The sequence below is a fragment of the Plantactinospora soyae genome, from assembly GCF_014874095.1.
GTDB lineage: Bacteria > Actinomycetota > Actinomycetes > Mycobacteriales > Micromonosporaceae > Plantactinospora > Plantactinospora soyae.
The window spans coordinates 5,753,302-5,774,219 of the sequence record NZ_JADBEB010000001.1; the positions used below are offsets into that span (position 1 = coordinate 5,753,302).

Here is a 20,918-nt window from a genome sequence, read left to right on the forward strand (position 1 = left end):
TGGATCGGTGCGCCATCGGCTGACGACCGCCGGGGTCCTGGCCGGCACGGTCGTGCTCCTGATCGGGTGCCTTCCCGGCAGCTCGAAGCCGACGGCCACCGCCCCGGACGTCCGGGTCAGCCCGATGCCCCGGCCGGCCACGGCCCGGGTGGAGGCCCGGGACATCTACCAGACCGTACGGCTGACGGGCGTGGTGGAGACCTACGAGCCGGTGGAGGCCAAGTCGCCGGTCGCCGGCCGGTTCCTACCCTCGTCGCGGGTCCGCAATGGGCAGTCGGTCCGCAGAGAAGCGGTGATCGGGACCGTGGACCCCTGCCCGGACCCCGCGAGCACCGGGCCCGGCCCGACCGGCGGTCCGTCGCCGGAACCGACCGCCGAACCCGAGTGCGAGGGCCGGCGTAGAAACGTGCGGTCGCCGGCCGCAGGAGTGATCTCGGGCCTGCGGGAACAGGACGTGGCGGTCGGGGCCGCGGTGGCCGCGATCCAGCCTCCGGGACATCACATCCGGCTCTCGGTCGAGGATCCGGCGGTGCTGTTCCACTTCACCGAACCACCCGAGTCCGGCAAGGCGGAGATCCTCGGCGGGCCGTCCGGGCTCACCGTGCGGTACGAGAAGCGGGTCTACGACCGGGACAGCGGCCAGGTCAGCGTCTACGTCTCGGCACCGGGCGACGTGCCGCTCTTCCCTGGGCTGCGGGCCGTGGTCGTCTTCGTCACCAGCGTCAAGGATGACGTGCTCACGCTGCCGTTGTCCGCGGTACGGGGCAGGTCCGGGCAGGGCGAGGTGGTCACCATCGACGAGGTCGGGAAGACGAGGCGGGTCGAGGTGACCCTCGGGGAAGCCGACGACGCCTACGTGGAGGTGTCGGGCATCGAGTCCTCGGTCGAGGTCCTGCGCTATCCGCTGGAGTCGGATTTCGGTGCCTGACGAGGCTGTCATCATCCTGCGCGGTGCCCGCAAGAGCTTCCGGCAGCCGAACGGTGCGGAACTCCTCCTGCTCAGCGACGTCGACCTCACCGTGGGTAGGGGTGAATCGCTCGCCGTGCGTGGCCGCTCCGGATCCGGCAAGACCACTCTGCTGCGGTCGCTGGGGCTGTTCCTTCCGTTCGACGCGGGCGAGCACCGGCTGCTCGGTGTCGACGTACGGTCGGCCGGCGACCGGCGCTGTTCCGCGCTGCGGGCACACTCGATCGGCTTCGTCTTCCAGGACTTCCGGCTGCTGCCCAACCTCACCGCCCTGCAGAACGTCGAGTACGCCGGCATCCTGGCCGGGATGTCCCGGCAGCGGCGGAGCCGGGCGGCACGGGCCGCGCTGGGTCGGGTGGGGCTGTCCGATCGGCTGCACTCCCGGCCGGCCCACCTGTCCGGCGGTGAGCAGCAGCGGGTGGCCATCGCCCGGGCGCTGGTGAAGCGGCCGGCGCTGGTGCTGGCGGACGAACCGACCGGTGCGCTCGACGGGGACACCGCGGACGACGTCATCGAGTTGCTGCTCGACGCGGTGACCGAACTGCGTACCGCGCTCGTCGTCGTCACCCATGACGACGCGGTGGCGGAGCGCTGCGATCGGCGGGTCCGGCTCGCCGACGGTACGCTCCAGGTCGACGCCACCCCGACGCCGGTGCCGGGCGGCGGCTGATGCGGGTACTTCCGATCGCACTGCGCGAGTTCCGGTCCAACTGGCGACGGAACACGATCTTCGGTGCGATCCTGCTGATCTCCGTGGTGGTGCAGCTCTTCACCGCGCTGGCGTCGACCGCGTCCCGGACGGCTGTCGAGACCTACGGGACGGCCGTCTTCGGGTACGCCGAGACGTACACGATGTCGCTGGCGGATCCGCTCACCCCCGAGCGGCTGGCGGCGTTCAACGACGAGCTGGCGCTGATGGGGCAGAGCTATCCGTGGTTCCGTCCGGCGACCGCCGTGGATCTCTCCGGATTCCTGCGGGTCTCGCCCGACAGCGCCGCGGACGCCGCGACGCCGGTCACCATCCGCGCGGTCACGTCCGGCTGGCGGCGGTTGACGGCGGCCATCCCGGACGACGACGTGTGGCGGACGGTCACCAGCGATCGACGGCTGAGCGCGGCCGTGCTGGTGGAGCAGGGCACGGCGCAGCGGCTGGGCGTCACCGGCCCGATGGCGGTCACCGTGCTGCTGGACGCCGAGCGCGGGGACTCGGCGGGCGGCGACGGCGAGCCCGGCTCGGACGTACCCGGAAGTGGGTTGCCGACCCCGAGCGCGACCGAAGCCACGGACGGCGGTGGCCCGGACGGCGGAGGCCCGGCGCCGAACGCGCCGCCGGCGGAGGCCGCCGGACCCGTCGGGCACCGCACCACGCTGCCCGACGTGCCGGTCTTCGGTTCGTACGCCGAACCGAACAAGTCGCTGGCGGTCGACGCGCTGGTGAGCCAGAACGTGCTGGCCCTGGGCGGACTGGGCCCGCAGACCGTCCAGGTGTACTGGCGCTGCGTCGAGCGCGAGTGCCGCGACACCTACCGCCTGGTCGAACTCGCCGCCGCCACCGTCGGTGCCCGGCCGGGGCGGGAGCAGCGGATCGACCAGCTCGACCAGTTCGGACCGGTGCTCCGCCAGCAGGACCGGGACGGGCAACGGTTCGCCCTCGTCGTCCTGGTGCTCGGTGCGCTCGCGGTGGCGATCGTGTCGTCCGCTTTCGTCGAGGTGCGGGCGCCCCAGTTCGCGACGCTGCGCGCGCTGGGTGCCTCGCGTTCCGGGATAGCCGCGATCGCGCTGCTGGAGAACCTGTTCACCTCGGCGCTGGTGGGATCCGCGGCGGTTCTGCTCGGGCTGGCCGCCACCGGACTCGATCCGAACAGCTTCAACCAGATCCCGCAGGTACGGCTGACCCAGCTCGCCGTGCCGATCGGGCTGTACGCGCAGACGATCGCGCTCACCCTGCTCATCGGACTGCTCACCGGGTTGGCTCCCGCCGTCCGGGCCTACCGCTCGGTGCGGACCAGTTGATCCGGCGTCGTCGGGTAGGTGTGCAGACGGTGGGCCGGGCCCTCCGGCCCGGCCCACGGTCTGTCCTACGCCATCGTGGTCATCGCTCCCGGTGTCCGAAAGCGGGTCGCCGATGGGCCCTTCCCTGCCGACCCGTCAACGGCCCGGCATGTAGCGCCGCTCGACATGGCCCCGGAGGTCCTCCGGATAGAAGTAGACGGGCCGGAGGTTGCCGCTCGCGTAGCGCTCGGCCTGGTCGTTGAAGTGCGGCGAGTCGGGATTCCCGCTCACGCCCCCGGCCGTGACCGCCCAGGCACGCAGCCTCGGCCCGAACTCCACCACCGCCACGAAGCTGTTGCCGCTGGTGCCGTAGTAGCGCTTCGTGCCCGGGTAGCGCCGGGCCCCGAACGAGGCGAGGGAGCCCCATTGCGCGGAGGTGAAGGGCACCGGGATGCTCGGTTTGGCGTCGTCGAACGTCTGGACGACCGCGCCGTCGTTGCGCTGGAAGCGGTTGATCTCGCCCCAGGGCACCTGCCAACTGCCGAAGTCCTGCGTCAGTCGCTCGGCGGCGGCCTCGAGCGCCGTGAGCCGCTCCGGATCGGTGGCGCGCTCGGCCAGGTAGTCCCACATCGACATGCCCGCGTCCCTCGCCGCCTGGGACAGGGGCGCCCAGAGTGCCTCGCCCCAGAACACGGCCAGCGACGTCGCGGTCGATTCCGCGCTCCACTGATAGTCCCAGCCGCGCAGCAGGCCGATCGGGTCGGCGAGCGCCGTACGCCGGGGGTCACCCTCGGGCAGCTTGTCCCAGGCCGCGACCAGCCCGGGCACCAGCCGGGCGAACGCGGTGAGGTAGCGGTCGAAGGCGGCCTCGATCAGGGTCTGCGGGGTGAACTTCCGCCGCTCGGTCAGCACCCGGATCGCCTGCGGCCCGCGTGGGTTCTCGCCGGCCTGGTCGAAGTAGCGGGGATAGTCGGCCGCCTTCGGGCTGTCCGCGCCGGCCGCCGTCCAGGGCCAGTTGTTCGTGTTGAACGCCCAGCCGTTTCTCGGATTCACCGCCTGGGGCAGGCTCCGGAGACTGTGCAGTCCGCGCCAGTCGGTCGCCGGATCGCTGCCGTCGACGGGCTTGCGATAGTCGAAGCGATCGTCCCGGATCGGCATGAACTGCGGCATCAGGAAGGCGGTCCCACCCCTGGAGTCCGCGAAGAGGGTGTTGTTCGAGCTGTTGGCCTTGAAGTCGGCCACCTGGATGAAGTCCGCATAGTCCCGCGTCTTGGTACGTAGGAAGCTCTGCTGCAACGCCTCGACGGGCTTGTTCATCAACGCGAACGCGATCCACTTGCCGTCCGCCTCGCGCACGATCGGGCCGTGGTGCGTGGCGTAGGTGGTGAAGGTGCGCTGTGCCCGTCCGCCATCCGTGGTGCGGTAGGACAGCGTGATCGCCTTCGTCGTCACCGGCCGCAACGCCTTGCCGTACCGGTACGCGCGGCTGCCGTTCGGCCTGGTCACGATCGTCTCGGCGAACTCGTCGACGTTGTCGACGCCGCTGGAGGTGTGCATCCAGCCCGTGTTGGCGTTGAAGCCCTGGTAGATGAAGAACTGTCCCCAGGTGGCCGCCCCGTACGCGTTGAGCCCCTCGCCGCTCGTCACGTGCTGCTCGGCCCGGAAGAAGAAGCTGGTGTGCGGGTTGATCAGCAGCAGCGCGTGTCCGTCCCGGGTGTGGCTCGGCGCGATGGCCATCCCGTTGGAGCCCTTCGGCTCGCGGAACAGCAGCCCCTGCTCCTCGTCGGTCATCGGCACCGTGCGCTGGGCGTAGAAGGCCTCGAGCTGGGTGAGGGGCACCCGCTCGATGTCGCCGCCGATGCTGCCCTCGGAGAAGCTCAGCGGCATCCACGGCTCGAACCGCGTGATCACGCGCGGACGTACCTCGGGATGCGTCGCGAGGTAGTAGTTCAGCCCGTCCGCCCAGGCCTGCATCAGCCGGCGCAGCCAGGTCGGGGTCTTCGCGTAGTCCCGCTTCAGCACCTCGGGATCGACGAACAACCGTTGCCGCAGGTCCTGCCAGATCGCACTCTCGCCCTCGGCCTCGGCGAGGCGGCCGAGGCTGACCAGGTAGTTGCGTTCGATCCGGTTGAAGTCGTCCTCGGCCTGGGCGTACATCATCCCGAACACCGCGTCGGCGTCGGTCTTGCCCATCACGTGCCCGACGCCCCAGTCATCGCGGGTGATCACCACATGGGCCGCCTGCTTGCGCCAGCGGACCAGGTCGGGCGCGGTGTGCCCGGGTGCGGTGTGCGCGGGTGCGGCGGCGGCGACGCCCGGCGGCAGTCCCGCCACGGCGGCCGCGGCTCCAGCGGTCAGTCCGACGGCTCCGCCCAGAATGCGGCGCCGGCTCAGCCCTTCGTCGTGCGTGTGGTCCATGGGTGGGCCCACCTTTCTCGGGGGTCGTGAGATCGTGCCGGGGCGTCGAGGGCGGCCGTACCCGGCGCCGGGGCAGTCCGGCGCGTCGAGGGGGAGGAGCGCCACGGCGAGCGGCAGGGCTTCATGATCATCACCACCATAGGTCAAGGTGACGCGGTCCGGAACCGCCTCGGCCGCGAGGATCTCGACCGTGACCGGAAGCGCTTTGTGTGGTTAGGACGGCGTCGGTGGTGATCTGGCCGTCTTGTCGGCCTGCCGACACCGTGGCCCCGGACCCGTACGGCGGGTCGACGCGCTGCCCGACATCGGTGGCGGATATCGCGCTTTTGCTGAGTGCTACAAAAGTTAGAGCGTTCGCGACGAAACATCTAGACATCCAAACGTAACGATCGTAGGGTTTGCCTCGCCAGGCAGCGGCGTGCCCGGTCAGCTACAGGACGCAACGACGTCGTCCGATCGGCCATCACGGTGCGCCCTCGAGCGGTCTGCCGTGCCCGTGTCGGTGCGGCGTCGTCCCGCTCACCCCTGGGAGGAAACGTGTTCCTACCGTCCCGACGAGCGCGTACGCCGATTCTGGGCGTGGTCGCCACCGCGCTCGCCATCGCGGCCGTGTGCCTGCCGGCCGCCAGCGCGACGGCCGCGCCGCCGCCACAGGAGCCCGGCGTCACGTTGCGGGTCTTCGACCTGCAGGTGCCGCTGAACAACCTCTGCACCCTCAAGGCCGCCCAGACACCCAACGTCGACAAACTCATGTCGACGGTCAACTGGACGAGCGCGGCGGACTTCGGCTTCGAGAACTACTTCATGGCCCAGGTCCTCGGCAACATCAACATTGCCCAGGCCGGCAGCTACACCTTCCGGTTGCTCAGTGATGACGGATCCCGACTGCTGATCGACGACGCCGTCGTCGTCGACCACGACGGGCTGCACGGACCGGACCCGAAGGACGGCACGGTCGACCTCACCACCGGCTACCACTCGCTGCGGATCGAGCACTTCGAGCGCGACGGCGGCCAGCAGTTGACGTTGCAGTGGCGCACGCCCGGCTCGACGTCGTTCGTGACCGTCCCCAACTCGGTGCTGAGCACCGACGCCGGGGTGGTCCGGGTGACGGCGCCCGGCCGCAAGGAGTGCGAGGCCAGCGGTGACTCGCCCGGTGACGGGCTGCCGCTGACCGCCGTACATCCCAACTACACGCTGACGAACCTGCGGCCCAGCGGCTTCGAGCCACAGGTCACCGGCTTCGACTGGCTTCCGGACGGGCGCCTCGCGGTGCTCACCTGGGGCGGCACGCTGACCACCGCCGGCGAGGTCTGGCTGCTGGGCAACGTCACCGGCAACACCAGCCCGGCCCAGGTGACCCGGACGAGGGTGGCCAGCGGGCTCCAGGAGCCGATGGGCATCAAGGTCGTCGACGGCAAAATGTACGTCTCGGAGAAGCACCGGCTGACGGAGCTCAACGACACCAACGGCGACGGGGTGACCGACAACTACCGGACCGTGGCCACCTGGCCGTTCGGCGCCAACTTCCACGAGTTCGGCTTCGGGCTGCTCTACGCCGACGGGTTCTTCTACCTCAACCTCTCGGTGTCGATCAACTACGGCGGCAACACCACCAACCCGCAACCGGCGGGGAACCGGGGTACCACCATCAAGGTGAACCGGACGACCGGCGCGGTGTCGTACGTGGCGGGCGGACTGCGTACCCCGCACGGGATCGGCTGGGGGCCGGAGAACGGGCTCTTCGTCACCGACAACCAGGGCGGTTACCAGCCGGCGTCCAAACTGCTGCACATCAAGCAGGACCGGTTCTTCAACCACTACCTCAACCCGGCCGGGCCGTTCGACAACAACCCGGTGACCCAGCCGGTCATCTGGTTCCCGCAGAACGAGATCGGCAACTCGCCGAGTACGCCGGTGATGATGACCCAGGGCGTCTTCGCCGGGCAGATGGCGATCGGCGACGTGACGTACGGTGGCCTCCAGCGCGCGTACCTGGAGAAGGTCAACGGTGAGTACCAGGGTGCGCTGTTCCGGATGACGCAGGGGCTCGAGGCCGGCGTCTCCGAGGTCAGCCTCGGCCCGGACGGCGCCCTCTACACCGGCGGCCTGCACGGCGGCGGAAACTGGGGCCAGGAGGGCAAGCTCAGCTTCGGCCTGCAGAAGATCGCCCCGAACGGCAGCGGCAACTTCGACATGCTGGCGATGCGGGCCCGGTCGAACGGGTTCGAGATCGAGTACACCAAGCCGCTCTCGGCGGCGACCGCGACCGCGCTGGCCTCGAAGTACCGGGTCAAGCAGTGGCGGTACGTCGCGACCGCCGCCTACGGCGGACCGAAGATCGACGAGGAGACGCTCTCGGTCTCCTCGGCGACGCTCTCGGCCGACGGCAAGAAGGTCACCCTGGTCGTCAACGGGCTCAAGGCCGGCCGGGTCGTACACGTCCGCTCGCCCCGGCCGTTCAGCGCGAGCGACGGCCAGGCGCTCTGGAGCACCGAGGTCTGGTACACCCTCAACGCCATCCCGGGCCAGGTGCCGGCGGTCAACCTGGCCCTGGGCAGGCCGGCCACGGCCGACAGTTCCTGCTCGGCGACCGAGGGCCCGGCGAAGGCGGTCAACGGGACCACCACCTCGGGGAACCTCGACAAGTGGTGCTCGACGGGAACCAACAGGTGGTTGCAGGTCGATCTGGGCTCGACCCAGAGCGTGAACCGGGCCGTCGTCGCGCACGCGGGCGCCGGTGGTGAGGTCGCCTCCTGGAACACCCGCGACTTCGCCGTCCAGGTCAGCACCAACGGCACCACCTGGAGCACGGTCGCGAACGTCACCGCGAACACCGCGAGCACCACCACGCACACCTTCGCGGCGACCCAGGCCCGGTACGTCCGCCTCGCCATCACCACGCCGAGCAACGACGGCGGCAACGCGGCCCGGATCTACGAGTTCGAGGTGTACGGCGGTGCCGCCCCGCCATCGGCCAACCTCGCGGTGGGGCGGCCGGCGACGGCGGACAGTTCCTGCTCCACGGCCGAGGGACCGTCGCAGGCGGTCAACGGCAGCGTTACCGGCGGCAACGGCGACAAGTGGTGCTCGCTCGGCGCCACCAAGTGGTTGCAGGTCGACCTCGGCACCACCCAGAGCCTGAACCGGTTCGTGGTCCGGCACGCGGGTGCCGGTGGTGAGGTCGCCGCCTGGAACACCCGCGACTTCGCCGTCCAGGTCAGCACCAACGGCACCGCCTGGAGCACGGTCGCGAACGTCACCGGCAACACGGCGAACGTCACCACCCACGACATCCCGGCCACCCAGGCCAGGTACGCGCGACTGAACATCAGCGCGCCGACCAGCAACACCGACAACGCGGCGCGGATCTACGAGTTCGAGGCGTACGGCCCCGGCGGCACCCCCGGCCGGATCACGCTCTTCGACGGGTCGAACATGAACAACTTCCAGCAGGCCAACGGGGCCAACCCGACCTGGCCGCTGGGCAACGGCGGGGTGGAGGTGCTCGGCGGCGACATCCGGAGCCGGCAGAGCTTCGGTGACTTCAAGCTGCACGTCGAGTTCTGGCTGCCGAACCTGCCGGCGGACGTCACCGGGCAGGCCCGGGCGAACAGCGGCATCTACCTCCAGGACCGGTACGAGTTGCAGGTGCTCGACTCGTACGGCGACACCACTCCCGCCACCAACGAGTGCGCCGCGATCTACGAGAAACTGGCGCCGAGGGTGAACGCCGCGACCGCGCCGCAGACCTGGCAGACGTACGACGTGACGTTCCGCGCCGCCCGGTTCAACGCCGCCGGGGCCAAGACGGAGAACGCCCGCGTCACCGTGGTGTGGAACGGGGTCACCGTGCACGAGAACGCCGAGATCAACGGGCCGACCGGCAACGGAGCGGCGGAGGGTCCCTCGGTGGGGCCGATCCGGCTCCAGGACCACGGCGACCCCGGCCCCAACCTCTTCTACCGCAACATCTGGGTGGAGCCGATCAGCTAGCCGTACGTCCGGTGCACCACCCGTCGTTCCTGGCCGGTGGTGCACCGGACGTCGTGGCGGGCGTTTCCCGGATCCCGTCAGTCGTCGAGTAGCCGCCACGCGGTCAGGGCGAGCCGGGCCCGGATCAGTCCGGCCGGCTCGGTGAGTTCGATGTCCAGGATCCCCGCGATCTGTTCGATTCGGCGGGCGACGCTGCTGTGGTGCAGGTGGAGCAGTTCGGCGGCCCGGCGTAGCGAGCCGGCGTCGCAATAGATGTCCAAAGTCTCCAGGTCGTCCGGGTTGCCGGCCAACCGGGCGATGGCGGCCACGTCGGCGTTGTCCCGTGCGGCCTCGCTGGGCACCTGGGCGAGCAGTGCCAACGCCCCCAGACCGTCGTAGTGGACGATCGGCTGGCGCGCGGTGCTGAACCGGAGGGCGGTGCGGGCTTCCCGCCAGGATCGGTCGGGGCCGGCGGCGGCGCCGATGCCGGCGCGTACGCCCACCGGGATCCGGGCCCGGTCCATCGTGGTGGCCAGGATGACGCCCACGTCGGCGAGGGGCGCCGCCTTCACCGGGCGGTCCGGACAGACCAGGCGGGCAACCTGGTCGAGTGGCAGCTGCGACCGTACGGCGACGACCCTGATCGGCAGGTCGGCGGCGAAGCCCAGGAGCCGGAGCGCGCGGGTTCTGGCCGCCTCGTCGCTGTCGGAGCTGATCACCAGTTCGACCAGGGCGGGGTCGGCCATGGTGGTGCGGGCCGGGCCGTACCGTTCGACGACCGCCGCCGCGGCGATGGCGAGCCGGTCCAGCAGCACGTCGTCGAGCGGGCCGGGCGGGCCGGGACGCTCCAGCCACACCGCGCCGATCTCCTCCTCGTCCAGGCTGATCGGCGCCGTGCTGGACGGGGGCGGCGGCGTGGCGGATGCCGGCCGGCCGTCGGGCGAGAAGCGGATCGTCCGCCCCGTGCCGTGCAGCCGGATCCCCGTCACACACTCGGCCAGGCCCGCGGAGGCCCGGGCGAGCGCAGCGAGATCCACCCGTCGGCGCATCAGCGTGTCGTAGAACATGACGACGCGGATCGCTCCCTCGACGTGCGAGTCCAGTTGCGACAGCCGTTGGGCCAGTGCCTCCATGGCGAAAGGATAGAGGCAGATCGGTGCGCCGACCGGTGCGTGATCTGCCTGGGATGCCCGACGGGTGGCGGATGATTTGGCCGGTGACGACTGTGAGGATGGCCGTCATGGATCCCGAGCTGGAAGCATTCGTCCCGTTGTTCCCCCGGGCCGACCTGACCGATCCGGTCGCCGACCGGAAGAAGTTCGCCGAGTTGGCCACCGCGGTGCCGGCACCGGACACCGCGGACATGGAGATCGAGGATCGTACGGTGCCGGCCGATCCGGACGTGGCGGTGCGGATCTATCGTCCGCACGGAGCGCAGGGCGCCGTCGTCTGGCTGCACGGCGGCGGATGGATCATGGGTGACCTGGACACCGAGCACCCGTGGGCCGCCCGGCTCGCGGCCGCCTCCGGCCAGGTGGTGATCTCGGTCGGTTACCGCCTGGCCCCCGAGGACCGGTTCCCGGCCGCGCTGGACGACGCCTCTGCCGTGCTGAGCTGGGCGGTCGAGCACGCGGCCGAGCTCGGGGTCGACCCGGGCCGGATCGCGGTCGGCGGCCACAGCGCCGGTGCGGGGCTCGCGGCCGGGCTGGCGTTGCGGGCGCGGGACCAGCAGGGGCCGCAGATCTGCTTCCAGTTGCTCAACCAGGCTTCGCTCGACGACCGGCAGCAGACGTGGTCGGCGCGGCATTTCACCGAGACGCCGTGGGCGAACCGGAGCAAGATCGCCGAAGCGTGGCGACACTACCTGGGCTCCGCGCCCGCCTCGCCGTACGCCGCTCCGGCGCGGGCCGCCGAGCTGTCCGGCCTGCCACCCGCCTACGTCGCCACCGCGGAGTTCTGCCCGAACCGCGACGAAGACATCGAGTACGCGGTCCGCCTGCTCCAGTCGGGCGTGTCGGTCGAGCTGCACCAGTGGCCCGGCACGTTCCACGGGTCGCACGCGATCCTGTCCGCCGAGGTGTCGCAGCGGCAGATCGCCGAACTCGGCGCCGTCCTGCACCGTGCCCTGGCCAACTGAGTCCAGGAAAGCCGACCGTCGGGTCGAACCCGGCCAGCCGCGACCAGATTGCCAAACGACGGGGGAGTGATGACCACTACCGACCTTGCCCAGGCGAGGGAGCAGCCCGGACCGGTTGCCGGGATCACGGCGGGACAGAGCATGGCGGGGCTGCTGCGCCCGCATCGACGGAGTTTCGCCGCTGTGGTGATCCTGCAGGTCATCGGCGCTGTCGCGGGTCTGGCGCCGCTGTTGGCGGTCGTCGAACTGGGTCGTACCCTGTTGTCGCCCGGCCCGATCGATCACGGTCATGTCTGGATCGTCGTGCTCACCGGTGCGGTCGGCATGTTCGTCCGACTGCTCTTCACCGCCGCATCGGCCGGACTCGGACATCTTCTCGACGACCAGGTGCAACTGGCGTTCCGCCGGCAACTCGCGGCGCGGCTGGGGCGGGTACCGATCGGCTGGTTCTCCCAACGCCGGACGGGCGAGCTGGCGAAGGTGGTGGGGGAGGACGTGAGTGCCGTGCACCCGTTCATCGCCCACTCTCCCGGCGAACTCGTCTCCGCGTTCGTGGTGCCGCTGGTCTCGCTGGTCTACCTGTTCACCATCGACTGGCGGCTCACGTTGGTCACGCTGGTACCGGTGCTGCTGGCGGTGGCGCTGGTACCGCTGATGATGACCCCGACCCGCCTGCGCGAACAGGCGGAGTTCGACGCCGCCATGGGACGGATCGCGAGTTCCGTCGTCGAGTTCGTCCAGGGAATCGCGGTGGTCAAGGCGTTCGGCGGGGCCGAGCGGGCCCACCGTAGGTTCCTCACCGCCGCCGACGACTTCGTGCACGTCTTCTTCCGGTGGGTACGCGGCATCTCCGCGATCGCCGCCGGGATGCAGCTGGCGCTGTCGCCGCCGTTCGTGCTGCTGGTGGTGCTGATCGGCGGGACGGCTCTGATCACGACCGGTCGGATGGCCCCGGCCGACCTGCTGCCCTTCCTGCTGCTCGGGCTGGGCCTGACCGCTCCGGTGGCGGCCCTCGGTCACGGCTTCGACGAGATGCAGGCCGCCGGGCGCGCGGTCGGCCGGATCCGGGAGGTGCTCGAGGTGCGGCCGCTACCGGAGCCCGCACATCCGGTCGCGCCCGAGGGGTACCGGGTGGAACTGCGTGACGTCCGGTTCGGTTACGTCGCCGGCCACGAGGTGCTGCGCGGGATAGACCTGGTGCTCGAGCCGGGGACGGTCACCGCGATCGTCGGGCCGTCCGGGGGTGGCAAGTCCACGCTGGTGCGGCTGTTGCCCCGGTTCTTCGACCCGACCCACGGTTCGGTCGCGCTGGGCGGGGTCGATCTGCGCGAACTCGGCAGTCGGCAGCTCTACCAGTTGGTCTCCTTCGTCTTCCAGGACGTCCGTCTGCTGCGCGCGTCGGTCCGGGACAACATCGCGTTGGCGGTACCGCATGCCAACCTCGATGACGTGGTGCGCGCCGCCCGCCTGGCGAACATCCACGATCGGATTCTTGAGCTGCCGCACGGGTACGAGACGGTGATCGGCGCGGATGTCGGACTCTCGGGTGGCGAGGCACAGCGGGTCGCGATCGCCCGCGCCCTGCTCGCCGACACCCCCGTACTGGTGCTCGACGAGGCGACCGCCTTCGCCGATCCGCAGACCGAACAGGCGGTACGCCGAGCCCTGGCGACGCTGGCGGGCGATCGGACGATCCTGGTCATCGCCCACCGCCTGGAGACGATCGCCGACGCCGACGTCGTCGCGGTGCTGGAGGACGGGGCGATCGTCGAGCGCGGCCGTCCCGCCGAGTTGCTGGCCCAGGGCGGCAGGTTCGCCGCGCTCTGGCGATCCCACGAATCGGCGATCGCCGACGAGACCGGAACCATTGGTGGCGTACCGCAGGGAGGCGAGCCGCGATGATCCGAATGCTGCTGCGCGTGCTGGGACACGAGTACGCCCAGCCGATGCGTCGCACCGTCGCCCTTCTGACGACGACCGCGATGGTCGAGGGCCTGTCCTACGCACTGCTGGTACCGGTGCTGCGGGCGCTGTTCGGGAGCAGACCCGCGGACACCCGGCCCTGGCTGATCGCGTTCGGGGTGGTGGTCGCGCTCTATGCGGTGCTGCGTTACCGCAGTGATCTGTCCGGCTTCCGGGTCGGAACCGTGCTGTTGCGGGGCATGTACCGCCGGCTCGGCCACCACCTGGCCCGACTGCCGATCGGCTGGTACGACGCCGGTCGGGTCGGGGAGGTGTCCGTCCTGGCCAGCCGTGGCCTGCTACAGGCGATGGGCGTGGCGGCACATCTGCTGGCGCCGTTCATCTCCGCCGGGGTGACTCCCCTGACGATCGTCGTGGTGATGCTTGCCTTCAACTGGCAGATGGGACTGGCCGCGCTGGTCGCCGTTCCGGTCGTGGCGGCGATCCAGATCTGGACCGGACGCTCGATGGCCGCGAGCGATGTCGACAGCGCCGAACGCGGTCACGAAGCCACCGGGCGGGTCATCGAGTACCTCCAGGCCCAGCCGGTGCTGCGGACCGGCGGCCGGACCGTCGAACGCTTCCAGTTGCTGGACGACTCGCTCCAGGAGGTTCAGCGCGCGTCCCGCCGTACCACGATCTCCACCCTGCCCGGCGCGGTGGGCCTGACGCTCGCGGTGCAGGCGATGTTCACCGTGCTGCTGGCCCTGGGCGCCCACCTCGCGCTCGGCGGGCGGATCGGTGCGGTCGAGACGTTGACGATCCTGGTACTGGCCGCCCGCTGCGCGGATCCGCTGCTGTCGCTGTCGGACATCGGCGGCAAGCTCCGCGGGGCGCGTGCCGAACTGGCGCGGCTCGACACGGTGCTGCGTACCGAGCCACTGCCGCAAGCGCCCGAGCCGATCCGGCCGGTACGCCACGACCTGACGTTCGAGTCCGTCGCCTTCCGGCATGGCGGCCGTACGGTGATCGAGAACCTGTCGTTGTCCGTGCCGGAGGGAGAGCGGCTTGCCGTCGTCGGACCGTCCGGCGCGGGAAAGAGCACGTTGTTGCAGTTGCTCGCACGGTTCCACGACGTGGACGCGGGCGTGGTACGCGTGGGAGGCGTGGACGTGCGCGCCATCGACACCGAGGTGCTGATGGCGCGGATCGCCATCGTCTTCCAGGATGTCTATCTCTTCGACGGCACTATCGAGGAGAACGTGCGGCTCGGTCGTCCGGACGCCGACGAGACCGAGGTGTGGGCGGCGGCGACCGCTGCCCGGTTGGACGAGGTGATCGAGCGACTGCCCGCCGGATGGGCGTCGAATGTCGGTGAGGGTGGCGCACTGCTGTCCGCTGGTGAACGCCAGCGTGTCTCGATCGCGCGAGCGCTGCTGAAGAACGCGCCCATCGTGCTGTTGGACGAGGTGACCTCGGCACTGGACCCGGTGAACGAGGCGGCCGTCCACGAGAGTGTCGAGCGACTGATGGCGGGCCGGACGGTGGTGATGGTGGCGCACCGGCCGCGGACCGTCCGCCGCGCCGACCGCGTCGTCCTGCTGGACGGCGGCCGGGTGGTGGAGGAGGGCGGCCACGACGAGCTGCTGCGCCGGGGTGGCCGCTACGCCGATTTCTGGCGCACCTCCGCCACCACGGTGGCAGGTTGACGAGTCGGTAGGCGTCGCCACATTCCTGCCGGGCTCGACGCCGGGTCGCCCACCGGCTACGGCTGCTTCCCGGGTCAGCTACCGGCCGGTCTCCGGCGGCGCAGCAGCAGACCTGCGAGGAGGGCGAGCCCGAGTACCGCGGCCGCGATCAGGATCCACCACAGGGCCGGGGACGTTCCGTCGTCGCCGGAGTCGGCCCCTGCGGCAGGCGACTGTGCCGGCGGCGTCGTGGCGGCCGGGGTCGGTGTCGGGGCGGCCGTCGGCGTGGGCTCGGCGGTGGGGGTGGGCGGCGCGGCCTTGTTGGTGAAGGTGAAGGTGCCCCGGATCGGGTGGCCGTCGGCGGAGACCGTGCTCCAGGCGACCGTGACGGCGCCGACCGGAAGCGGCTTCACCCTCTGCGTGATGGTCTTGTCCAGGACCTGCGCGGCGGCGTCGCTGTAGGAGACCTTGTCCGGGCCGGTCACCACGACCGTGGTGCCGGACTTCTTGATCAGTCCGCTGAAGGTCAGCGTCACCGCGCTCACCGGCTTCGCGACCGTGCTCCGGGCCGCCGGCGAGGTACGGCTCAACTCGGTGTGCGCGCGGGCGGGGCTGGCCGGCGAGACGGCGACGAGCGTCCCGGCGAGGAGGGCGGCGGCGGCGGAGAACAGGCGGTTCCGGGTCACTGGGTCACGGTAGCGTCCCGCCGTCCCACAGACGAGAGGGCGCCGATGGCGGCAGAACTCGACCGGGGCGACCGGTTGTTAGGCTTCGGCAGGTGATCGGACCGGACGCCTACGTCGAGAACGCCGCCGCGATGTGGACGGCGGTCGCCGTCGACGCACACCGGGACCAGACCTGTTTCCGCGCGGAGCTGCCCCGAATGACACGGCTGATCCTGCGCGCCCCGATGCCGGCGGACGGTGTGTCGCGCCTCCTCGAAACCGCGTCCCCGGACAAGAGCGCGGTCGTGGAGGACGTGTTCGGCGCCGGGCCGCCCGAGTCGTCCGTTCCGATCGCGCGGGTGCTGCGCATGCCGGTGATGGTGCGCCCCGCGTCGACCGTACCGACCGTCGCCGACCGGGACGTGCGGATCGTACGTGTCGCCGAACCCGACGAGCTGGCCGTGGCGGAGCGGACCATGGTGGAGGGGTTTCCGCTGCCCGCGTTGCTGCCGTGGCGCAGGGGAGAGGCGCTGCCCGTCGGGGTGCTGGGGGTGCCGGGCTGGAGCGTCTGGCTGGCGTACCGGCACGGTGAGGCCGCCGCCGCCGCGTACACCTATGACGATGGGCGGGTGGTGGGCCTCTACTGGCTGGCCACGTCGCCGGAACACCGGTCGGCCGGGCTCGGCCGAGCGCTGCTGACCCGGGCGGTCCGGGCCCGTCCCGACCGGCCGTTCACGCTGGTGTCGACGGACGCGGGGCGACCGCTGTACGAGTCCCTGGGGTTCCGCACGGTGGCGACGACCGTCTGGCACCTGCGGTCGCCCGCCCGGACGGTCGGCCCGGAGTAGGCCGGCCCGGCCAGGAGTAGGCCGGCTGGGCCCGTGGGTCCGTACACGACGTCGTATCCAGCCGACAGAGGGGATGAACGGGCAGAGTCCGGACACCGGTGCTGTCCGCCCGGCCCCGTACCGGTGCGAACCGCCACTGATCGTGCCACCGGCGTGAAACGGCCGGCCCGACCTCCGTAGCCTTGTAGCGGTGACATCTGTGCGGGAACGGATCAGGGCGGTTCTCGCCGGCGCGGCGGACTACGAATCCGGGCTGGACGCGCTGACCGTCACACCGTCGGCCGAGGTCGACCCGGAACTCGTCGCCGCGCTGCGCGAGGCGTACGCGAGGCTGTGCAGGGGCGGGTGGCAGCCGGCCGAGTTGCACCGGGTGGTCGCCCGGCGGGGCCAGCCACAGCAGGCCGCCCTGGTGACCGACGCGATCGCCGCACACCTGCGGCAGTTTCCCCGGGCCACGGTCGACGAGCGCTGGCTGGCACAGGCGGAGACGCTCGGCGTACAGGTCTGGTGGGCCAGCGACGCGACCTACCTCGACGAGGTCGCCACCCGCTGGCGGCTCGACCGGGTGGCCGTACTCGATCTGGTGTTGGGTCTGCTCGCCGTCCTGGCCACGCTGCCGCGGATCGAGGTGCTCGTCCCGCCGCCGGGGACCGCCGCGCCGGTCGACCGCCCGGGCGCCGCCGGGTCGTCCCGGATCGACACCCGGCTGCTGGACCGGGTACGCGCCCTGCTGGCCAAGGCGGAGTCGACCAGCTTCCCGGCCGAGGCGGAGGCGTACACGGCCAAGGCCCAGGAACTCGTCACCCGGCACAGCCTGGACGTGGCGTTGCTGGTCGCCCGGAGCGGCGACACGGCGCGGGTGGTGCCGTTCGCGCGCCGGATCGGCGTGGACCACGCGTACGAGGGGGAGAAGGCCTCCCTGCTGGACGCCGTCGCCGGGGCCAACCGCTGCCACACGGTCTGGTCACCGGAGTTCGGGTTCAGCACCGTCTTCGGCTTCGACGCCGACCTCGACGCGGTCGACCTGATCTACACCTCCCTGTTGGTGCAGGCCCACCGGGCGATGGCGCGGACCGAGCCGCCGGGCGGCAAGGCCGGTCGGGCCCGGTTGAAGTCGTTCCGGCAGTCCTTCCTGGTGGCGTTCGCGGTACGGATCGGCGAACGGCTGACCGGCGCCGCCCAGGCCGCCGTGGCGGACGCCACCGGTACGGGGAACGGGAACGGGGTGACCGATCCGGCCGGCCTGCTGCCGGTGCTCGCCTCCCGGGACGAGCAGGTCCGGGAGACGATGCAGCGGGTGTTCCCGCGTACGGTCCGGGCCCGGGGCAGCCGGGTGGACAGCCGCGAGGGTTGGGACTCCGGCCGGGAGGCCGCCGACCACGCCGCCCTGCCCGGCCGCGACACCGCGTCCCGGGGGTAGCGCCGCAGTCCAGTCCGGTGGCATCCGGCGTCCCCACCCGCTACTCCTGCCCGCAGGGAGTGCGTCCGCGCCCGCTACCCCGGCCTGGGGGGACGTGCGCCCGCGTTCGCTACCCCTGCGCCGCGGGGACGCGCGCGCCGATCTCGGCCTCGCTCACCCGGGTCGGTTCGAGTACCCGGTGCAGGAACTCGCGGGTGCGGGCCTCGCGCGGCGAGCCGAGCAGCTCCTCGGGCGGGCCGGACTCGATGACCATCCCGCCGTCCATGAAGACCACCCGCGACGCGACCTCGCGGGCGAAGCTCATCTCGTGGGTGACGACCAGCATGGTCATGCCCTCCGCGGCGAGTGAGCGCATCACCGCCAGCACCTCGCCGACCAGCTCCGGGTCGAGCGCACTGGTCGGCTCGTCGAAGAGCATGAGTCGGGGGTCCATCGCCAGCGCACGGGCGATCGCCACCCGCTGCTGCTGGCCGCCGGAGAGCTGCGCGGGGTAGGCGTCGGCCTTCTCGGCCAGGCCCACCCGCTGGAGGTTCTCCGCCGCGATCCGCTCCGCCTCGGCCCGGGACCGGCCGAGCACCCGACGCTGGGCGATGGTCAGGTTCTCCCGTACCCGCAGGTGGCCGAAGAGGTTGAACTGCTGGAAGACCATGCCGATCCGCCGCCGTACGGCATCGATGTCGCAGTCCGGGTCGGTGACCTCCACGCCGTCGACGTGCACCGATCCGCTGGACGGCTCCTCGAGCAGGTTGACGCAGCGCAGCAGGGTGGACTTGCCCGACCCGGAGGGCCCGATCACGCAGACGACCTCACCGGTCTCCACCGACAGGTCGATACCGCGCAGCACCTCCAGTTTGCCGAAGGACTTACGCAGGTCACGGATCTCGATCGCGGGCACCGCCGGTCACCTCTCCTTCGCGGCCCGGCGTTCGAGCCACCGGACCAGTTGTGACAGCGGCAGCGTTATCGCCAGGTAGAGCAGGCCGGCGACCACGAGTGGGGTCGGGTTGACCCGGGTGTTGAGGGCGTCGCCGGCGAACTTCGTCAGCTCGATGGTGCTCACGGTCACGCCCAGCACGTAGGCCAGCGAGGTGTCCTTGGTGAGCAGGATTATCTCGTTGGTCAGCGGCGGGATGACGATCCGGAACGCCTGCGGCAGCACGATCGAGACCATCGCGCGGGCGTGCGACATGCCGAGCGTCCGGGCCGCCTCCAGCTGTCCCTTCGGTACGGCCTGGATCCCGGCCCGGATCGTCTCGGCCATGTACGCGGCGGCGGTCGCGCCGAGGCCGACGGTGACCGCGCCGTACACCCCGCCGGGGATCTCCCGGTCGGGGAAGGCGAGCGGGACGCCGTAGCCGACCATGAAGAGCACCAGCAGGGAGGGCAGCCCTCGGAAGAGTTCGATGTAGCCGGTCGCGAACCAGCGGTACGGCCCGACGGACGACAGTCGCATCAGGGCCAGTACCAGCCCGAGCGCCAACCCGAAGGCGAACGCCAGCAGCGTGTAGACGATGGTGTTGCGCAGCGCGACCGTGATCGCCTCGGGGAACATGCCCCCGGCGATGTCCAGTCGGAAGAACGAGTCGGCGAGGCGGCCCCAGTCGGCCGACCCCACCACACCGAGCAGCACGAGGGCGAAGACCAGGTAGCCGGCCAGTCGCCACAACCGTTGTCGCTGCCGGCGGCCCAGCCGTCGCCGAGGAGGTGGCGGGACCGGGGCCGGTCGGATCTCGGCCCCGGTCGTCAGCGTCTTCGGATCTGCCATGCCTCCCCCAGGTCGCGCGGCGGGAAGCACCGCGCGATGTCGTCACGCCAGATCCGGTCAGACGGTCGGCTTGGCGCCGATCCACTTTTCGTAGATCTTGTCATAGCCGCCGTCGGCCCGTGCCTCCGCGAGTGCCTGGTTGATCGTCTCCAGCAGCTTCGGGTCGCCGCCCTTCTTGACCGCGAGGCCGTACTGCTCGCCCGTGTCGAAGCCGCCAGCGACGACCGCCTTGCCGGGGCTGGCCTCGATGTACTCGTTCCAGACCGGCAGGTCGCCGACGGCCGCCTCGATCTGCCCGGTGACCAGGGCCTGCTGCACGGCGGCCAGATCCTTGTAGGAGACCACCTCGACCTTGAGACCCTGCTGCTGGACCTGCTGCTTGACGTAGTCCTCGCCGGTGGTGGCGCCCTGCACGCCGAGCCGCTTGCCGGCCAGGTCCGCGAGCGCCCGGTACGTCTTGCCGACCGGCACCACGAGCGCCTGGGTGGCGTCGAAGTACGGCGCGCTGAAGTCCAGCACCTCCTTGCGGGCATCGGTGATGGTCATCCCGGCGGCGGCCACGTCGCACTTGCCGGAGTTGAGGTCCGCACCGGACTTGATGCCCTCGAACGGGGTGTCGACGATCTCCTGTGTCACGCCGAGCTTTCTTGCGGCGAGGTCGACGATGTCGACGTCGAACCCGACCACCTTGCCACTGTCGTCCTTGGACTGGAACGGCGAGTACGGCAGGTGGGTGCAGGTGGTCAACACACCGGCCCGGACCAGTTTCACACCGTCGGCGGTGGTGCCGCCGGTGTCCTCCTTCGCACAGCCGACCAGACCGGTGACTGCCAGCACCGTACCCATGGCCAGCGCCGTACCACCCCGGGCACCTCGAAGCTTTGCCATCCGCGCATCCTCCCCAGCCGAGCAATACGTACGTTCCCCATAGGTTAAGCCATGATTCACTCCGCCGGACCGCGCGCCGGAGTCGCGGAAGATGCCCTGGTGGAAGGCGTTACGGCCGGGTCAGGGCCGGCGCGACGAGGCGGCGTTGCGGATGGGATGCGCGGGCGTACCACCGCGTTTTAAATTATTAGTAAGGTTTACGAACAGAACGTGTTACGGTCACCTCCATCGATGCGTGGCCGGCCATCGGCCC

General features: G+C 70.9%; 15 protein-coding genes. 9 read left to right on the top strand and 6 right to left on the bottom strand.

Annotated features, from left to right (window positions below; genetic code table 11):
- Positions 1-7: 7 nt before the first annotated feature.
- Genes H4W31_RS25155 through H4W31_RS25165 form a run of 3 tightly spaced genes read left to right on the top strand, consistent with a single transcriptional unit; the run spans position 8 to position 2,980 of the window.
- On the top strand, positions 8-928 hold the full coding sequence (locus tag H4W31_RS25155) for an efflux RND transporter periplasmic adaptor subunit (RefSeq protein WP_192768906.1): 921 nt from the start codon (positions 8-10) through the stop codon (positions 926-928).
- Positions 921-1,637, top strand: a complete 717-nt coding sequence (locus H4W31_RS25160; RefSeq protein WP_192768907.1) for an ABC transporter ATP-binding protein — start codon at positions 921-923, stop codon at positions 1,635-1,637. Before H4W31_RS25155 ends, H4W31_RS25160 begins: the two co-directional genes overlap by 8 nt.
- Entirely contained in the window at positions 1,637-2,980 is a 1,344-nt protein-coding gene (locus H4W31_RS25165) for an FtsX-like permease family protein (protein ID WP_192768908.1), read from the top strand. Before H4W31_RS25160 ends, H4W31_RS25165 begins: the two co-directional genes overlap by 1 nt.
- Positions 2,981-3,115: 135 nt before the next feature.
- Here H4W31_RS25165 and H4W31_RS25170 read toward each other — a convergent pair whose 3' ends face one another.
- Positions 3,116-5,377: a penicillin acylase family protein gene (locus tag H4W31_RS25170; protein WP_192768909.1), complete on the bottom strand. Its 2,262-nt coding sequence runs from the start codon at positions 5,375-5,377 to the stop codon at positions 3,116-3,118.
- Between the two features lie 537 nt (positions 5,378-5,914).
- Between H4W31_RS25170 and H4W31_RS25175 the strand changes: the two genes are divergently transcribed.
- On the top strand, positions 5,915-9,373 hold the full coding sequence (locus H4W31_RS25175) for a discoidin domain-containing protein (protein WP_192768910.1): 3,459 nt from the start codon (positions 5,915-5,917) through the stop codon (positions 9,371-9,373).
- A gap of 77 nt (positions 9,374-9,450) precedes the next feature.
- On the opposite strand, the gene H4W31_RS25180 is transcribed toward H4W31_RS25175, so the two are convergent.
- The gene (locus tag H4W31_RS25180; protein ID WP_192768911.1) at positions 9,451-10,485 is read right to left on the bottom strand and encodes a PucR family transcriptional regulator; all 1,035 of its coding nucleotides are present in this window, start codon (positions 10,483-10,485) and stop codon (positions 9,451-9,453) included.
- Between the two features lie 107 nt (positions 10,486-10,592).
- Here H4W31_RS25180 and H4W31_RS25185 point away from each other — a divergent pair, with 107 nt between their 5' ends.
- From H4W31_RS25185 to H4W31_RS25195, 3 genes are all read left to right on the top strand, one after another.
- Positions 10,593-11,489: an alpha/beta hydrolase gene (locus H4W31_RS25185; RefSeq protein WP_192768912.1), complete on the top strand. Its 897-nt coding sequence runs from the start codon at positions 10,593-10,595 to the stop codon at positions 11,487-11,489.
- A gap of 69 nt (positions 11,490-11,558) precedes the next feature.
- Positions 11,559-13,391 (top strand): ABC transporter ATP-binding protein, encoded by a 1,833-nt coding sequence (locus H4W31_RS25190; RefSeq protein ID WP_192768913.1) that lies wholly within the window; start codon positions 11,559-11,561, stop codon positions 13,389-13,391.
- Positions 13,388-15,100, top strand: coding sequence for an ABC transporter ATP-binding protein (locus H4W31_RS25195; protein WP_192768914.1), 1,713 nt, complete (start codon positions 13,388-13,390; stop codon positions 15,098-15,100). The genes H4W31_RS25190 and H4W31_RS25195 overlap by 4 nt, the downstream gene beginning before the upstream one ends.
- Positions 15,101-15,174: 74 nt before the next feature.
- On the opposite strand, the gene H4W31_RS25200 is transcribed toward H4W31_RS25195, so the two are convergent.
- Positions 15,175-15,765, bottom strand: a complete 591-nt coding sequence (locus H4W31_RS25200) for a copper resistance CopC family protein (protein WP_192768915.1) — start codon at positions 15,763-15,765, stop codon at positions 15,175-15,177.
- Positions 15,766-15,857: 92 nt separating this feature from the next.
- Between H4W31_RS25200 and H4W31_RS44375 the strand changes: the two genes are divergently transcribed.
- Positions 15,858-16,592: a GNAT family N-acetyltransferase gene (locus H4W31_RS44375; protein WP_192768916.1), complete on the top strand. Its 735-nt coding sequence runs from the start codon at positions 15,858-15,860 to the stop codon at positions 16,590-16,592.
- A 190-nt stretch (positions 16,593-16,782) separates the two neighbouring features.
- Positions 16,783-18,012, top strand: a complete 1,230-nt coding sequence (locus tag H4W31_RS25210) for a DUF2786 domain-containing protein (RefSeq protein WP_318783392.1) — start codon at positions 16,783-16,785, stop codon at positions 18,010-18,012.
- 109 nt (positions 18,013-18,121) lie between these two features.
- On the opposite strand, the gene H4W31_RS25215 is transcribed toward H4W31_RS25210, so the two are convergent.
- The 3 genes from H4W31_RS25215 to H4W31_RS25225 are packed head-to-tail and all read right to left on the bottom strand — an operon-like array spanning position 18,122 to position 20,665.
- Positions 18,122-18,907 carry an amino acid ABC transporter ATP-binding protein gene (locus H4W31_RS25215; protein ID WP_192768917.1) on the bottom strand — a complete coding sequence of 262 codons (786 nt, stop codon included), beginning with the start codon at positions 18,905-18,907 and terminating at the stop codon, positions 18,122-18,124.
- A 6-nt stretch (positions 18,908-18,913) separates the two neighbouring features.
- Positions 18,914-19,777, bottom strand: coding sequence for an amino acid ABC transporter permease (locus H4W31_RS25220; protein WP_192768918.1), 864 nt, complete (start codon positions 19,775-19,777; stop codon positions 18,914-18,916).
- Positions 19,778-19,834: 57 nt separating this feature from the next.
- Positions 19,835-20,665 carry an ABC transporter substrate-binding protein gene (locus H4W31_RS25225; protein WP_192768919.1) on the bottom strand — a complete coding sequence of 277 codons (831 nt, stop codon included), beginning with the start codon at positions 20,663-20,665 and terminating at the stop codon, positions 19,835-19,837.
- Between the last annotated feature and the right edge of the window lie 253 nt (positions 20,666-20,918).

Bases quoted from the DNA above. Each gene is read 5' to 3' on its own strand.
- H4W31_RS25165 (WP_192768908.1), top strand. From the start codon at position 1,637: ATGCGGGTACTTCCGATCGCACTGCGCGAGTTCCGGTCCAACTGGCGA.
- H4W31_RS25170 (WP_192768909.1), bottom strand. From the start codon at position 5,377: ATGGACCACACGCACGACGAAGGGCTGAGCCGGCGCCGCATTCTGGGC.
- H4W31_RS25180 (WP_192768911.1), bottom strand. From the start codon at position 10,485: ATGGAGGCACTGGCCCAACGGCTGTCGCAACTGGACTCGCACGTCGAG.
- H4W31_RS25185 (WP_192768912.1), top strand. From the start codon at position 10,593: ATGGATCCCGAGCTGGAAGCATTCGTCCCGTTGTTCCCCCGGGCCGAC.
- H4W31_RS25190 (WP_192768913.1), top strand. From the start codon at position 11,559: ATGACCACTACCGACCTTGCCCAGGCGAGGGAGCAGCCCGGACCGGTT.
- H4W31_RS25195 (WP_192768914.1), top strand. From the start codon at position 13,388: ATGATCCGAATGCTGCTGCGCGTGCTGGGACACGAGTACGCCCAGCCG.
- H4W31_RS25220 (WP_192768918.1), bottom strand. From the start codon at position 19,777: ATGGCAGATCCGAAGACGCTGACGACCGGGGCCGAGATCCGACCGGCC.
- H4W31_RS25225 (WP_192768919.1), bottom strand. From the start codon at position 20,665: ATGGCAAAGCTTCGAGGTGCCCGGGGTGGTACGGCGCTGGCCATGGGT.